Raw genomic sequence first — 14654 nt, 5'->3', positions numbered from 1 at the left:
GCGTGCCGACGGACACTGTCGCTGTCTATGCTTGCGAAACACTGCCTTCGATCGGAGATATACCGCGTGAGCATCGACCACATCGTTTCCGCAGTCGACGGCGATGCTGCCGAGCGAATCAAAACGGCCCTGACCCAGAGAGCCGCAACCTCGACGGACACGACCACGCTGGTGTTCGACGGCGTCCGGATCGAGATTCCACCGTCGGTCGGCGACGCCGTCGTGCAGCTCCTGACCTACCTCGCTGCCGGGGACAGCGTCGCCCTCGGGCCAGTCGCAGAGCTCCTCACCACCTCGCAGGCAGCAGAGATCCTCGGCGTTTCGGACACGTATGTGCGCAAACTCGCCGACGCCGGGAAACTCCCGATCGAACTACGCGGCACCCACCGCAGGTTCCGCCTCGACGACGTGATGGCTTACCGCGAGCAGTTCCCCAAACGCGCCTAGCTCTTCGCGTACATTCCTTCGATCTCTTTCGAGAACCGATCGACGACGACATTGCGCTTGATCTTGAGCGTCGCTGTCATCTCACCGTCTTCCTCGGTCAGATCGCGATCGAGAATGACGAACTTCTTGATCGACTCTGCATGTGAGACAGCGGCATTGGCGTCGTCGACGGCCTTCTGCAGCTCCGCTCGAAGGTCCTTGTCGTCACGTAGTTCGGCGACGGTGGCACCAGAAGGCTTGCCGTTCTCCACCTTCCACTTCTCGAACACCTCGGGGTCGACGGTCAGCAACGCCGTGATGTAGGTCTTCCCGTCGCCGACGACGACTGCCTGCGAGACGATGGAATGCGAACGGATACGGTCTTCCATCGGACCGGGCGAGACGTTCTTGCCACCCGCCGTCACCAGAAGATCCTTCTTGCGACCGGTGATGGAAAGGTAACCGTCGCTGTCGAGTTCACCGAGATCCCCGGTGCGCATCCAGCCGTTGACGAACGTCTCTTCGGTGGCCTTGTCGTTCTTCCAGTAGCCCTTGAAGACAACCCCGCCGTTGAGTTCGATCTCGCCGTCCTCGGCGATGCGAACCCCGTTGCCGCCCATGGGCTGTCCGACGGTTCCGATCCTCTGAGCACCTGGGACGTTGACGCAGTGCGCCGCAGTAGTTTCGGTGAGACCGTAGCCCTCGTAGATCGGAACTCCGAGCCCACGGAAGAAGTGCCCCAGTTCAGGAGTGAGCGCGCCGCCGCCGGAGATCGCGAACCAGCATTCGCCGCCGAGAGCCTCACGAAGCTTCGAGTACACGAGCTTGTCCGCCACTGCGTGCTTCGCCTTCAAGATCAGCGAGGGACCGCCCTTGTCGAGGGCTTGGCTGTACTCCTTGGCAGTGGCTTCTGCGAAGGCGAAGATCGCGCCGGGAATCTTTCCACCGGACTCCGCCTTGCGTGCTGCGCCGTCACGAACTTTTTCGAATACACGCGGAACACCGAGGATGGTGTTGGGCTTGTACCGCTCGAATTGAGTTGTAATGGTGGCAAAGTCGGACCAGTGTGCCTGCGAAGCACCAGCTTCGAACGTCGCGAGGGACACCGCGCGAGCCAGTACGTGAGCGAGCGGCAGGAAGGTCAGGACTCGGTTTCCCGGAACCGCCACCTCGCCGATCGATGCAGTGAGAATCCCGCGCACCTCGGACAGGAAGTTGCGGTGCGTGAGGATGCATCCCTTGGGACGGCCTGTCGTGCCGGAGGTGTAGACGAGTGACGCAAGATCGTCGGCCTTGATGCCCGCGAGCCGCTTCTTCAGCTCGGTGTCGTCAACGTCGGCACCCTGTGCGGTCAACTTCTCCACAGCGCCGTCGTCGATCTGCATGACGGCTTTGAGCGTGCTTGGCGCGTCCTGAAACAGCTGCTCGTGCGCGCCGGTTTCGACGATCGCGATGACGGCCTCGGAGTCTTCGAGGATCCAGCTGACCTGCCCCTGAGACGACGAGTCGTAGATCGGAACGGTAGCCGCGCCGGCGGCCCAGATGGCGAAGTCGAACAGCGTCCACTCGTATCGGGTCGCAGAGAGGAGTGCGACGCGGTCGCCTGCCTGCACGCCAGCGGCGATGAGCCCGTTTGCGACGCCGGTGACCTGCTCGGCGAACTCTTTAGCCGTTACATCTACCCAACCCTCGCCCTTGGGTCGGGAGAACACCGTCAGATCTGGCGTGCGCTCGGCGTGAGTGAAGACGGTGTGCACCACAGACTCATTGTCGGAGATGGTGAACTGGGCTTTGGCGCTGTACTCACTCACAGGGTGTCATCTCCGTTGGTCTGCGATTCGATGCTGATTCTGAAGCGGTGGAGTGCGCGGGCGAAGTCTGCGACCTCGGACTCGGTCCAATCGTGCAGCCTGCCGGCGACTTGGTCGAGCCGACGCGCGTCGGCGGCGTCGAGGTATTTGCGGCCAGCCGCCGTGAGATGCAGCGGATTGCCCTGACGAACGGATCCCGGATCGGCATACACCCAGCCAGCCTCGATGCACCCGCGCACTTGGCGCGAGATGGTCGAGCGGTTGACGCCGAAGACTTCGGAGATCTCCGTGGCCTTGCATCCGTCATTGCGGCCGATGAAGGAGAGGAACGAATGCTGGGCGATCGACGGGTGGTCATCGGAATGCCGATCCCCCGTCATCAACTGCCGCGTCAGGTGCACCAGCTCGTCATGAACCGCTGGTGGACCGGTGAGCGCCATTGCTCCGTCGTGTTGCACTGGGCAACTATAACGCTGCCCCCAGTCCCGATTGCAATATGACCGCCGCCACCGACAAGAAGTCCGTCGGTGGCGGCGTGAAAAGTTAGACCAGATCCTCACCGTTGCGGCGAGCAGTTGCCCAATCCTTGAAGAATCCCTTGCTGATGACTCCCAGCACGACCAAGACCAACGCCGGCCAGATCAGAACATAAATGGTCAGTAGAGCTGTACTCATTCGTATTCCTTCCACTTGTCTCGACGGTTACTTTCCGGACGCTCCCACGGCAGGAAGCTCGTCATCGTCGAAGTCTCCCGTCCGCTGCTTGATCAGTTCGAAATCGAACGTCTCACGCTGATTGACGGACATCGCAAAACACATGACGGTACTGACGGCATAGGCCACCAAAGATCCGCTGAGCGTTGGGTAGTCGTGCAGGAAGCCGATCGCGAACGGCGCGGACAGCACGATCGCCAGGCCACCGACGATCTGCGCAACCTTCAGACCGAAGAATCCAAATGTCATGAGCCCCAGCACCACTCCGATACCGACAACGGCGACGATGTCGGAGAGTATCCCGAACATCCCATCCATCGGCACCCAACTGAATCGGACGGGCAAGAAGGCAGCAAGAGCCACCAGCACCGACACAGTGAAGGCTTTGTTGGTGACCTTGCCCCAGTAGAAGCTCGCAATAACCGGGAACACCAAAGCGCCCCACAGCGCGCCGACGAACACCAACAGATCCAGAATGCTCAATTGCAGACTTGCCAAGGAGATAGCCGCCGCCGTGGCAACAATCATCGTTACTCGGCCGATGAGCAGCATCCGTCGAGGGTTCGCATCAGCCTTGCCTGCGACGGCTTGGCCGTAAACGTCGGTCATCACGATGGACGAGAGCGCAGCAAGGTCCGAGTCCGCCGTCGATGACAGCGCGCCGATGATCATGACAAAGAAGACAGCCAGCAAAATTCCGGGCAGGTACGACGCGGCCATCTGCGGAATCAGATTGTTGACGTCACCATCCATCGGCTCGATTCCGAGGTACAGCGCAAGAACACCCAGCATTCCGACACCAATGACCGTTGCGCCGTATCCGACGGTTGCGGTGATGAAGGTGGGCTTGATCAGGTCTTCGCGGACCGCGAACAGACGTTGGGCAATGGTCTGGTTGCCGATTGCGTAGGCAAGTACTGCCGCGATGTACGGCGCGCCCTGCTCGAAGAAGGCAACGCTCGAGAAGAAGTTGCCGTGCTCAGCAGTAAGGTTGACTGCCCCGGATTCGAAGGCTGCCGGGAACCCTGCCGCAAAGAAGATGAACGGCACCAAAACCGCTACCGCACCGAGCATTCCGATCAGCTGAACGAAGTCGGTCAACACCGAAGCGCGGAAGCCCGACCACAACGTGTACAGCAAAACGCCCAGCGCAACGATGAACACACCCTGGATGAAGTTGAACGGCGAAAGCAACGCGATCAGCAGACCACCAGCGAGGAAGTTCGACATCAAACTGATGAGACTGCCGACGATATTGGAGCCCGCGAGCATCAGCTGACTCGAGCGTCCGTGCCGCGCGTACATGACCTCAGCCAGGGTGTGGGCTTTCGGCGCTACTTTGCGAATTCGCTGGCCAAACGGATAAATGAAGAGAATCATCAACGCACCCCATAAACCGTAGTGAATGGGGCCAGAGATTCCATAGGTGTAACCAGAAGTGGCAGATGCATACATCGACGACGCCCAAATCCAGGTGGCCGTCATACTCGCGGCCGAAACACCAAATCCTAACTTATTTCCGGCGGTCATAAAACCGTCGGCATTTTCCTGCTTCTTTCCGATACGAAGAGAAATCAGAAATGTTCCACCATAAAAAGCAACAAGCAGTGAAACAATTACCAAGGTACTGAACTGGACCATGTCGGACCCCGTCACATGCCACATCCTTCGCACATAATCGGCAGAACAAAGCACAAAACCCCTGTTCAGGAGCTTTGCGCTTCGTTTCTGCACGCCCTAGGAGCGACCGTCATACCAACACCGGTCACATATTCAATTGACTAGCAACACGCACTTCGTCTTTTCGGAAACCCAACCTCCACAAAATAATTCTTCTGCGCAAGCTTTTGGCTCGACCACGCAATTCAACAACTGAGAATCGACCATAGCATGATGGCAATTTCGAACAAAACTCCGATAATTTCCCACCCGAATTTTTTCGCCTGCTGGCAAAGGAGAATCGCGTCGGCATGAGGGGGCCGGAGTGCCACCCCTGGGCCGAGAAAATTTCGGCGGGAGCGTGCGAGTGACGAAAATTTCTCGGAGCCATCGGCCGGCGCTTGCGCCGCCAGGGGTTGCGCGCAGGTCACCGCCGACAAGAATCGGAAGGCCAGAAGGAGAACAATAAAGATGTTCTTCATCAGGACGCAGCGCAGCGGAGTTCGTTTCGGGGGACACCGAAGGTGGCCGGCCGCCGGGCAGGCGTGAACACGAGCTCCGGCGACGCAACATCGCCAGCCCACTCGCCGACGTTCGAGGACCCGCGGGTCGCACTCGTGCCATCGCTGCCGCGATCCGTATCGGGATCGAACAGAACTTGGACGTCGACACGGTCGAAGAGCGCATCGCTGCGGCCGAGGCTGCAGGACGTCCGCTCTCACTCTGGTAGCGACGCTGCCACTCGATACTGACGGTGTACGTTTACTGGCTACGTACTTAGTTGCCGTGCAAAAACTTTCGTCTCTAGACCGACATATTATAAGTTATCGGTGAAATATTTCGGATGGTTTTCTGCTGAGCTACAACAGTTTGGCTCTTCTCGAATGAATCGACATGAACCTGTCAGTTAGGGCAATTTGGCAGCGCCGCAACCGAGACCGTGCACGCCGGGCTGGGCAGCTAGTCGCCATCGGCGTTGAGCACACAATCTCGACGCCCCTCCGTTCGGTCCAGGACGGTCGCCATCGAGAGCTCCGCTAGGCCTTCAGCAGGAGGTCTGCAATTTTCTCTGCGGTTTCCTTTACGGATCCTGGGTTCTGGCCGGTGACGAGGTTTCCGTCGACGACTGCGTAGGACACGAAGGGCAGTTTCGCCTTTTCGTACAGTGCACCACGCGCTTTGGCTTTTTCCTCGGCGTTGTAGGGTACGAGTTTGTCGACGCGGGCGAGTTTTTCCTCGCGCCAGGCGAATCCGGTGAGTTTGCGGCCGGCGATGAGGTAGCTGCCGTCGGACAGTGTGGTGTCGAGAAGTCCGCAGTACCCGTGGCACACCGACGACACGATCCCGCCGCGTTCGAAGATTTCCCGGGTGATGCGTTGCAGACCTTCGCTACCGGGAAAGTCGTACATGACTGCATGCCCGCCGGTGAAGAAGATCGCATCGTAGTCAGCGGAGTCGACCTGTTCGGGGCTGGCGGTGGAGTCGAGTAGCGCCATCCGAGCAGGGTCGGACCGCCATGCCTTTGCGCTCTTGTCGTAGTTCGGGAACTTGAGCGATCGCGGTTCCAAGGGCACCGCTCCGCCCTCGGGGCTGACTAAAGTCTGCTCGAAACCGTGGTCGTCGAAAACCTGCCAGGCATGGCTGAGCTCGGACAGCCACAACCCGGTCTTATGAGACGGATCGTCGTAGTGGCCGACGTTGGTGACTACGTTCAAGATTCGCTTGGTCATCGAACTCTTCTCTCGATCGCTTTGGTCAGTGGATCTCACCCTTGTACCGCCAGAATCGCAGCAAAAGCTGCTCGCACCCGATCTGCAGCCTCACCGGCCGTGGCCGTCGACATTTTGCCGTCGAGATGCAGACAAGCCAAACCGTGCGCCAATGCCCATGCCGCCGATGCCAACGCCTCGGAATCTGCATCAGGAAAGACAAGCGTCATCCCCATCTGCATCAGCAGATGAATCTCTCCAGCCGCTTGCACGCGCTCGTCGTTACCCGTGTCGCACTCGTTGCCGAACATCAACCGGAAGAGCGCCGGTCGCCGCAGCGCGAACTCGACGTAGGCGACTGCGAATTCGGCAAGATCTGCCGACGTCGACGGTAGCTCGCGGCCGTCTGTCAGGTCCGCTTTCAGATCGCGCAATCCTTGCGCGGCGAGAGCAGATTCGAGTGCTTCACGATCAGCGAAATGTCGGTACGGCGCAGTCGCCGACACACCGACCTCGCGCGCGATCGCGCGCATCGAAAACGGCTCACCCGCCTCGAGCATGCGCATCGCCGACGCCAGCAGCGAGGCCTTCAGATCACCGTGATGGTAGCCACCCTTGACAGATGTTGACACCGTTAACTTTCCTTTCTACGCTCATGTGAGCAATGTAAACATACCTCATTCAGGAGCGCCGATGCCATTCACCGACCCTGCACCCGACAAGTTGGAGACTGACAGCACAGTCTCTCCGGCCTTCGCCCCATTCACTCTTCCCAGTGGGGCGACACTCCCCAACCGGATGGTCAAGGCAGCCATGGAGGAGAACATGGCCGTAGCTGGACAGCTCCCCGGCAAAGAGCTGTTCGAGCTGTACCACCGCTGGAGCCGAGGAGGGGTGGGAACGATCATCACCGGCAACGTCATGGTTCACGCGGAGGCGCTGACCGGGCCGGCCGGCGTCGTTCTCGACGCACAATCCCCGATCGAGCCGTTCCGCGAGTGGGCGGATGCCGCACAGGGCAGAGGTGCGAAAGTGTGGATGCAGATCAATCACCCCGGTCGGCAGATTCAAGCCGACATGCCCGGTGTCGCATGGGGCCCGTCGGCCACTCGCGTCGAACTCGGCAAGAACAGCAAGCGATTTGCGCATCCCCAGGCCATGACCGCCGTCCAGATCAACGACACCGTCAACCGTTTCGCAACAACAGCACGTCGCGCAGAGGAAGCTGGTTTCGACGGCGTGGAAATCCATGCCGCACACGGCTATCTGCTCTCGCAGTTTCTCTCTCCGTTGGTCAATCAGCGCACCGACGAATGGGGCGGCACCCTAGAGAACCGAGCGCGATTGCTTCTCGACATCGTCCGCACAGTGCGCAGGGTTGTCGACCCGACGTTCACGGTTGCCGTCAAACTCAATTCCGCGGATTTCCAGCGCGGAGGATTCGACTCCGACGACGCAGCGCAAGTGATCGCCATGCTCGCACCACTCGGTGTCGACGTCGTCGAACTGTCCGGAGGGAGCTACGAAGCACCGGCCATGACCGGCCAAGGCCCGGACGATCGCACCCTCGCTCGGGAGGCCTACTTTCTGACTCTTGCAGAGGAACTGGCCGAGGCCAGCCCGGTGCCGTTGATGTTGACCGGCGGTGTGGTTCGGCGACCTGTTGCCGAGCAGGTCCTGGCGAGCGGTGTGGATTTGGTCGGCATAGGCAGTGCGTTGGCGATCGATCCCGATCTGCCGAATCGGTGGCGCCTCGATGCCGCAGCCTCCGTCGAATTAGCCCCGGTGACCATCAAGGACAAGGCCATAGCGTCGGCGGCGAGCATGGCTCGCGTGCGACAGCAGCTTCGACGATTAGGCCGAGGCAAGTCCACGCGGCCGACGGCCAGTCCTGTGGTCGCACTATTGAAAGAGCAGCTGCTGCAGCGCCGCGCGCTCCGGCGGTATCGCCGCTGGCTACAGCACCGCACCCCCTCGATCGGGTAATGCGGACAGTTTCCCGTCATTTCGGCGGCGAACCCAGACAGTGTTGACAGTGCTTACATTCACCCTTAGCCTGATGTAAGCAGTGTAAACATTGAATGGCCGACAGAACGAACGGAAGCATGAAAATGACGAACACAGCGACAACCGTCAAGGTCGATCTGGGCGGCCGGACCGTCGAAATCCCGAAGGACGGCCTGTTCGACCGCTACCGGATGGATGTGCCGCTCGACAAGGTCGCCGCCGACCCGCGGGTCCCGAGTGTCGACTTCTTCCGCACGCTTCCGAAAACGCAGGTCCAATCGCCGATCGGCACGACAAGGACGCCGAACTTCTACTACGCGATGTCCTCCGCGCGTTTGACCATGGTGGCCCCGAGCAGGGCGATCCGTAAGCGGATCCCAGAGGAGCTGGCGCCGCTGGAAATCGCACCCGGGTTCGGGCTGGTGTCAGTGATGGCGTTCCGCTACGACGTGTGCGACATCGATTTCTACACCGAGGCGGCTGTGGGTGTGGCGGTTCGCCCGGCGCGCCACGGCGGACTTACCACGGCCGCTGCCGATCTGGTTGCCGCCCTCGGTGACGATCACCTGCACTCTTATGTGCTCTCACTTCCGGTCAACACCGACATCGCCCAGATGCGCGGCCATGACGGGTACGGGTTCCCCAAGTGGGTCACCGATCTCGATGTCGGCATCGACCAGGCACGCACCACGGCCCGCATCGCCAACGCGGACGGCGGCGTCGACATCGCCTTCTCCGCCCCCACCCCGGAGCAGAAGGCGTTCGAAACGGGCACGAACGTCTCCACCCTCACCTCGTACACGAAGCGAGACGGATCCTGGCACTCGACCCTCAACCAAACCAACGTCCTCGCCAGCGGAACATCGTTGTTTCCTCGCGGATTCGATCTGACTCTCGGCGAGGGCAGGATGTCCGACGACCTACGCGCACTCCGGCCCATCCGCACGATCAGATTCGATGCCACCACCTCGGCTCAGGCCGCTCTGCACATGCCGGTCCCGGTCTCGGTTCGCTGACACCTCGTATCGACCGAACATTTCAGGAGTACACCGACATGACCACAACGACCGACACCTCCACAGATCCCCGCGCGGCGCTGCCTGCCACACTGACCACAGGATTACTCGATCGGCTGACAGAACGAGTTACGGCCTCGCCCGACGCTCCCCGCTCGATCACCACTGCCCCGTACACCGGTTCACCACTCGCAGACTTCCCGGTCTCGGCCCCGGCTGACGTCGACGAAGCATTCGTTCGTGCCCGCCGCGCCCAGGCGAGATGGGCAGCGACTTCCGTAGCGGAGCGTGCCAGCGTGTTACTGCGTTTCCATGATCTGGTCCTGAAGAATCAGAACACCGGGCTCGACCTGATGCAGGCTGAGAACGGCAAGACCCGTCGCGATGCGTACCTCGAGATCGCCGACGCTGCCATCGCCGCCCGCTACTACGGCCGCACCGGACCGAAAGTTCTTGAACCCGAACGTCGCCGGGGGGCTCTGCCCTTTCTCACCCGCACGTCCGAGCTGCACCACCCGAAAGGGGTGGTGGCGATCATCTCGCCATGGAACTATCCACTGTCGATGGCGGCGACGGACGCCATCGCCGCACTGATGGCCGGAAATGCTGTGGTGCAGAAGCCCGACACCCAGACCGCGCTGACCGCCTTGTGGGCCATGGACCTGATGTACCAAGCGGGCCTACCGGCCGATGTGTGGCAGATGGTGATCGGCCGAGGCAGTTCGATCGGGGACCCACTCTTGGCGAACGCGGACTACATCATGTTCACAGGGTCCACGGCGACCGGTCGAGACATCGCCCGCGGCGCGGGCCAGCGGCTGATCGGGGCGTCACTCGAACTGGGCGGCAAGAACGCAATGCTCGTCCTCGACGACGCAGATCTCGATCGGGCAGCCGAAGGGGCCGTGCGCGCTGCGTTCCCGTCGGCAGGACAATTGTGCGTCTCGGTGGAGCGCCTGTATGTCGCCGAGTCCGTACACGACGAGTTCGTTGCCAAGTTCGTTCAGCGAACCTCTGCCTTGACCATCGGAGCCTCCTACGACTACGGGGTCGACGTCGGGAGCCTCACCACCGACAAACAACTGAAGACAGTGTCGGCTCATGTAAACGACGCCGTCGCGAAGGGCGCACGCCTTCTGGCCGGAGGGAAGCCACGTCCGGACCTGGGGCCGCTGTTCTACGAGCCGACCATCCTCGCCGACGTCACACCAGAGATGACGTTGCACACGGACGAGACGTTCGGTCCGGTCGTCTCGATCTACGCCGTCGCAGATGACGACGAGGCAGTTGCACGGGCAAACGACACCGTCTACGGACTCAACAGCAGCGTGTGGGGTCGCGACGCCACCCGCGCCCGCTCAGTCGCTGCCCGATTGCGTTCGGGGACCGTGAACATCAACGACGCCTTCGCCGCGGCATGGGGCAGCATCGACTCGCCGATGGGCGGAATGGGCGATTCCGGCCTCGGGCGTCGGCACGGTATCGACGGCATCCTCAAATACACCGAAGCCCAAACCATCGCCCACCAGTCGCGATTCGGTTTCTACCCACCAGCGGCAATCCCCTGGAACGCATGGGCACCCGTGGTGAACGCCGCGCTACGCATCTGGAAAACCATCGGCGCACGCTGACAAACACCGCCTGCCAACCGATTTCGACCACCACCACAGGAGAGGCAAGATGAGCACCGTCACCCCCACCATGCGAGCGATCGTCGTCGACGATAAGAAGAACCTCGCCGTAGAGGAAGTACCAACCCCAACGCCCGCACCTGGCGAGGTCCTGATTCGCGTTGCCGCCGCCGGTATCAACCGCGGTGATGTGATGCAGCGGCAGGGACTCTATCCGCCACCGCCGGGTATCAGCGACATCATGGGTCTCGAAATCTCCGGCACCGTCGTCGCCCTTGGTCCCGGCGTCGACGGTCCGGCACTGGGCCACGAAGTGTGTGCCCTGATCGCCGGAGGCGGGTACGCAGAATACGCAGTAGTCCCCGCATCTCAGTTACTACCTGTACCCGCAGGCGTGACTCTGATCGATTCCGCTGCTCTGCCCGAGGTGGCGAGCACCGTCTGGTCCACGATCGTCACCGACGCAGGCCTGCAAGCCGGCGATCTGCTTCTCGTCCACGGCGGCGGCAGCGGAATCGGAACCCATGCCATTCAGGTGGCCAAGGCGCTGGGGGCGCGCGTCGCGGTCACCGTCGGATCAGAGGCCAAGGCGCAGCGCTGCCGAGACCTCGGTGCCGACATCGTGCTCAACTACCGAGATCAGGACTTCGCAGCCGAACTGGCGGGCCAGGTAGACGTCATCCTCGACATCATGGGTGGGAGCTACCTCAGCCGCAACATCGATGCCCTCGCTGTCGGAGGTCGGCTGGTGATCATCGGCATGCAGGGAGGCTTCACCGGTGAGGCGAACGTCGGTGCACTCATCGGTAAACGTGCGCGAATCATCGGCCTCAACGTGCGCAACCGCCCGCTGACTGGCCCCGGCTCGAAGGCGGAGATCGTTGCGGCCGTCGCCACTGACGAGTGGCCGTTGATCGAACAAGGGCTTATTCGACCGATCATTTCGGCAAAGCTACCCCTGGCCGATGCAGACGAGGGGCAGGCGTTGCTCGAATCGAAAGACTCGGTGGGAAAAGTCCTTCTCCTGCCGCAGAGTTCGTGACAGATCTCAACCGACTGGAGCGAATGGCCCCTCACAGGGCACCCACCGCGCACGCACACACAGAATCACCCTCACCACCTTCATGAAGGGATGAGAAATGTCGAACACCGACACCGTCAAAGACCTCGGCGCCAAGCTGATGAACGGTGCGCACAAAATCGTGCTCACCGTCAGTGGAGGGCGACTGCTGTCCAAACCCTTCGGAATGCCGGTCGTCGAGCTGCACACGATCGGACGCTCGTCAGGACTCCCGCGGTCGTGTTACCTGACAACCCCTGTCCGAGAAAAGGACTGGATCGTGCTCGTCGCGTCGAAAGGCGGCGACGACCGCGATCCGGACTGGTATAAAAACCTCCAGGCCCACCCCGGCGCCGAACTCGTCATGGACGGAGAACGCTTCGCGGTACACACACGCACCGCGTCCGCAGAAGAACGAGCCGCACTGTGGACCAAAGTCGTTGCTGCCTATAAAGGCTACGCCGACTACCAACGACGAACACAGCGCGAAATACCACTGGTGATCTGCCAACTGTGAGAAACGAACACCACGCAGCACAAGACGAAGGCCCACCTCGTCCGTTGTGCACTCCGATTCGTCACCGCTTGCACAGCTCGAGCGCTCCCCTTGTCCTGATCGCGCCCGCGATGGCAATAGGGTCGCACTTCTACGAACCGCTGGTCGCAGAGTTCGCACGGCACGGGTGGGAGGCCCATGCTATTCGACGACGAGGATTCGAACGCGGCGAGCCCCGCGCCGACCGCAGACACGATTGGTCCTACCAGGACGAAATCGACGACATCGAGGACGCAATTACCTGTGCGCGGAGGGATCATCCCGAGCAGCCAATCCTGTTGCTCGGGCACAGTCTCGGCGGTCAACTCGTCGCCGGACACCAACTGAACCACCCGGCGGTCGAGGCAATGGTCACCGTAGCTGCTGCGCTCCCCCACCATCGAACCTACCGATTCTGCGGGCTACACGTCTTGCTCATGGGCGCAGTAGCCGTCCCGCTGCTCACCACACTGTTCGGCTACGTACCGACACCGGCTTTCGGCGGCCCCGGCGCTCGCACGTTGATGCGGCAATGGGCCCGCACGGTCATCACAGGCAACCCACCGTACAAAGCCGATCGGCCGATCGCGACGCCCGCTCTCGTCATCAGTTTCGCATCGGACGCCATGGCCCCACCACGATCGGTGGACATCTTCGCGGAGAAACTGTTCGACACACGCGCGGTGACACGATGGCAGTACGAGCACGACGACGTCTTGCCCGGTGCGAGCAACGATCACGTCAGATGGGTCCGGGGAAGTTCACAGGTGGTCGCACGCATCGTTGCCTGGTGGGAGAAGCCATGACGGTCGCCTCCGACACGCGCGAACATCGATCCATTGACGACCCGACAGGCAATATGTTTAGGTCATGTGAGAGGTGCACACATTCAACCGAACGTCGATCGCTCGTCGGCAGTGCGGGGTCGAAGTAGCGACTACTACCCGATGCAACTGGAGCACGAAACTACTTGCTATGCAGCGGGTTTGCGTACTTCCGCCAGGTACCCTCCCTTCGAATGTACCGGCACTTCTTGACCGAGTTTTCGAAAGACCAACCATCGCCTGCTTCGTCCCATCGCTCCCCCACCCGAGAGGCCAGCTGACATGTCCGAACTACCACCACCGCTCACTCCGTACCTCGAACCGGCAGCGAAGGAGCTGTGCGAGGCCACCGACCCCCACCCCCGAATCTACGAAGTGCCACCCGAAGAAGGACGAAAGATACTGCGGGACCTACAAAGTGGCGACGGCGTCGCACGACCCGACGTCGACGAAGAGTGGGTGGACGTCGATGCAGGCCAATGGGGAACGGTCCGCACTCGCATCATTCGACCGAAAGGCGCTACCGGACCACTGCCGGTGGTGTTCTACATCCACGGCGCCGGATGGGTTTTCGGAGACGACAAGACACACGATCGACTGTTTCGCGAACTCGCGGTAGGCGCCGACGCTGCCGGAGTATTTCCCGTCTACGACCGCGCGCCCGAAGCCCAGTACCCGACCCAAGTCGAACAGAACTACGCGGTTGGGCAGTGGATACTCGAGCACGGAGCCGAGCACGGCCTGGACACTACCCGCATCGCGGTGACCGGGGAGTCCGTCGGCGGATGCATGTCTGCGGTCTTTGCACTCATGAACAAAGAACGTGGAGGTATCGACCTCAAGGCACAGGTGTTGCTCTACCCAGTCACCAACGCGGACTTCGATACTCCGTCCTACCTGCAGTTCGCCGAAGGCTACTACCTCACCCGCGACGGCATGAAATGGTTCTGGGACGCCTACACCTCCGACCCCGCGAAGCGCGCAGAAGTGCACGCCTCGCCGCTACAGGCTTCCCTCGAGGACCTCGCCGGACTCCCGACCACGTTGGTCATCACCGACGAAGCCGATGTCCTTCGGGACGAAGGAGAGCAGTACGCGAATAAGCTCCGAGAGGCAGGTGTCGACGTGACATCGGTGCGCGTGGCCGGAATGGTTCACGATTTCCTATTGCTCGACAGCCTCCGAAACACCCGCGCTGCCAATGTTGCACGGACCCTCGCCGTGGACGCACTCCGTGCCGCACTGCACGGCAGCTGACACAA

General features: G+C 61.3%; 15 protein-coding genes. 8 read left to right on the top strand and 7 right to left on the bottom strand.

Annotated features, from left to right (window positions below; translation table 11 throughout):
- Positions 1-66 precede the first annotated feature (66 nt).
- Entirely contained in the window at positions 67-447 is a 381-nt protein-coding gene (locus G4D79_RS15280; protein ID WP_007726046.1) for a helix-turn-helix domain-containing protein, read from the top strand.
- On the opposite strand, the gene G4D79_RS15275 is transcribed toward G4D79_RS15280, so the two are convergent.
- From G4D79_RS15275 to G4D79_RS15245, 7 genes are all read right to left on the bottom strand, one after another.
- Positions 444-2237, bottom strand: a complete 1794-nt coding sequence (locus G4D79_RS15275; RefSeq protein ID WP_099698365.1) for a long-chain fatty acid--CoA ligase — start codon at positions 2235-2237, stop codon at positions 444-446. The two genes, G4D79_RS15280 and G4D79_RS15275, sit on opposite strands and share 4 nt — an antisense overlap.
- On the bottom strand, positions 2234-2677 hold the full coding sequence (locus G4D79_RS15270) for a MarR family winged helix-turn-helix transcriptional regulator (protein ID WP_020970117.1): 444 nt from the start codon (positions 2675-2677) through the stop codon (positions 2234-2236). Before G4D79_RS15270 ends, G4D79_RS15275 begins: the two co-directional genes overlap by 4 nt.
- Positions 2678-2780: 103 nt before the next feature.
- Positions 2781-2912 (bottom strand): putative transporter small subunit, encoded by a 132-nt coding sequence (locus tag G4D79_RS15265; RefSeq protein ID WP_003941363.1) that lies wholly within the window; start codon positions 2910-2912, stop codon positions 2781-2783.
- Between the two features lie 27 nt (positions 2913-2939).
- Positions 2940-4592, bottom strand: a complete 1653-nt coding sequence (locus G4D79_RS15260; RefSeq protein ID WP_180279646.1) for a sodium:solute symporter family protein — start codon at positions 4590-4592, stop codon at positions 2940-2942.
- Positions 4593-4816: 224 nt separating this feature from the next.
- Complete coding sequence (locus tag G4D79_RS15255; protein WP_235867921.1) at positions 4817-5092, bottom strand: hypothetical protein; 276 nt, start codon at positions 5090-5092, stop codon at positions 4817-4819.
- Between the two features lie 555 nt (positions 5093-5647).
- On the bottom strand, positions 5648-6340 hold the full coding sequence (locus G4D79_RS15250) for a type 1 glutamine amidotransferase domain-containing protein (RefSeq protein WP_099698364.1): 693 nt from the start codon (positions 6338-6340) through the stop codon (positions 5648-5650).
- Between the two features lie 35 nt (positions 6341-6375).
- Entirely contained in the window at positions 6376-6951 is a 576-nt protein-coding gene (locus G4D79_RS15245) for a TetR/AcrR family transcriptional regulator (RefSeq protein ID WP_058039359.1), read from the bottom strand.
- Between the two features lie 61 nt (positions 6952-7012).
- Here G4D79_RS15245 and G4D79_RS15240 point away from each other — a divergent pair, with 61 nt between their 5' ends.
- From G4D79_RS15240 to G4D79_RS15210, 7 genes are all read left to right on the top strand, one after another.
- A complete protein-coding gene (locus tag G4D79_RS15240) occupies positions 7013-8305 on the top strand; it encodes an NADH:flavin oxidoreductase/NADH oxidase family protein (RefSeq protein WP_099698363.1) in 1293 nt (430 codons plus the stop codon).
- A 125-nt stretch (positions 8306-8430) separates the two neighbouring features.
- On the top strand, positions 8431-9342 hold the full coding sequence (locus G4D79_RS15235) for an acetoacetate decarboxylase family protein (protein ID WP_099698373.1): 912 nt from the start codon (positions 8431-8433) through the stop codon (positions 9340-9342).
- A gap of 38 nt (positions 9343-9380) precedes the next feature.
- The gene (locus G4D79_RS15230; protein WP_081558667.1) at positions 9381-10973 is read left to right on the top strand and encodes a succinic semialdehyde dehydrogenase; all 1593 of its coding nucleotides are present in this window, start codon (positions 9381-9383) and stop codon (positions 10971-10973) included.
- 70 nt (positions 10974-11043) lie between these two features.
- Positions 11044-12015, top strand: coding sequence for an NAD(P)H-quinone oxidoreductase (locus G4D79_RS15225; RefSeq protein WP_081558892.1), 972 nt, complete (start codon positions 11044-11046; stop codon positions 12013-12015).
- A gap of 97 nt (positions 12016-12112) precedes the next feature.
- Entirely contained in the window at positions 12113-12550 is a 438-nt protein-coding gene (locus tag G4D79_RS15220) for a nitroreductase/quinone reductase family protein (RefSeq protein ID WP_099698362.1), read from the top strand.
- A 44-nt stretch (positions 12551-12594) separates the two neighbouring features.
- Positions 12595-13374, top strand: a complete 780-nt coding sequence (locus G4D79_RS15215) for an alpha/beta fold hydrolase (protein WP_308252612.1) — start codon at positions 12595-12597, stop codon at positions 13372-13374.
- Between the two features lie 300 nt (positions 13375-13674).
- A complete protein-coding gene (locus tag G4D79_RS15210) occupies positions 13675-14649 on the top strand; it encodes an alpha/beta hydrolase (protein ID WP_063316911.1) in 975 nt (324 codons plus the stop codon).
- Positions 14650-14654: the final 5 nt, after the last annotated feature.

The sequence above is a fragment of the Rhodococcus sp. WY5 genome (genome assembly GCF_018588185.1).
In the GTDB taxonomy this organism is placed as follows: Bacteria; Actinomycetota; Actinomycetes; order Mycobacteriales; family Mycobacteriaceae; genus Rhodococcus_F; species Rhodococcus_F qingshengii.
This window is presented reverse-complemented; position numbering and strand designations above follow the sequence as displayed.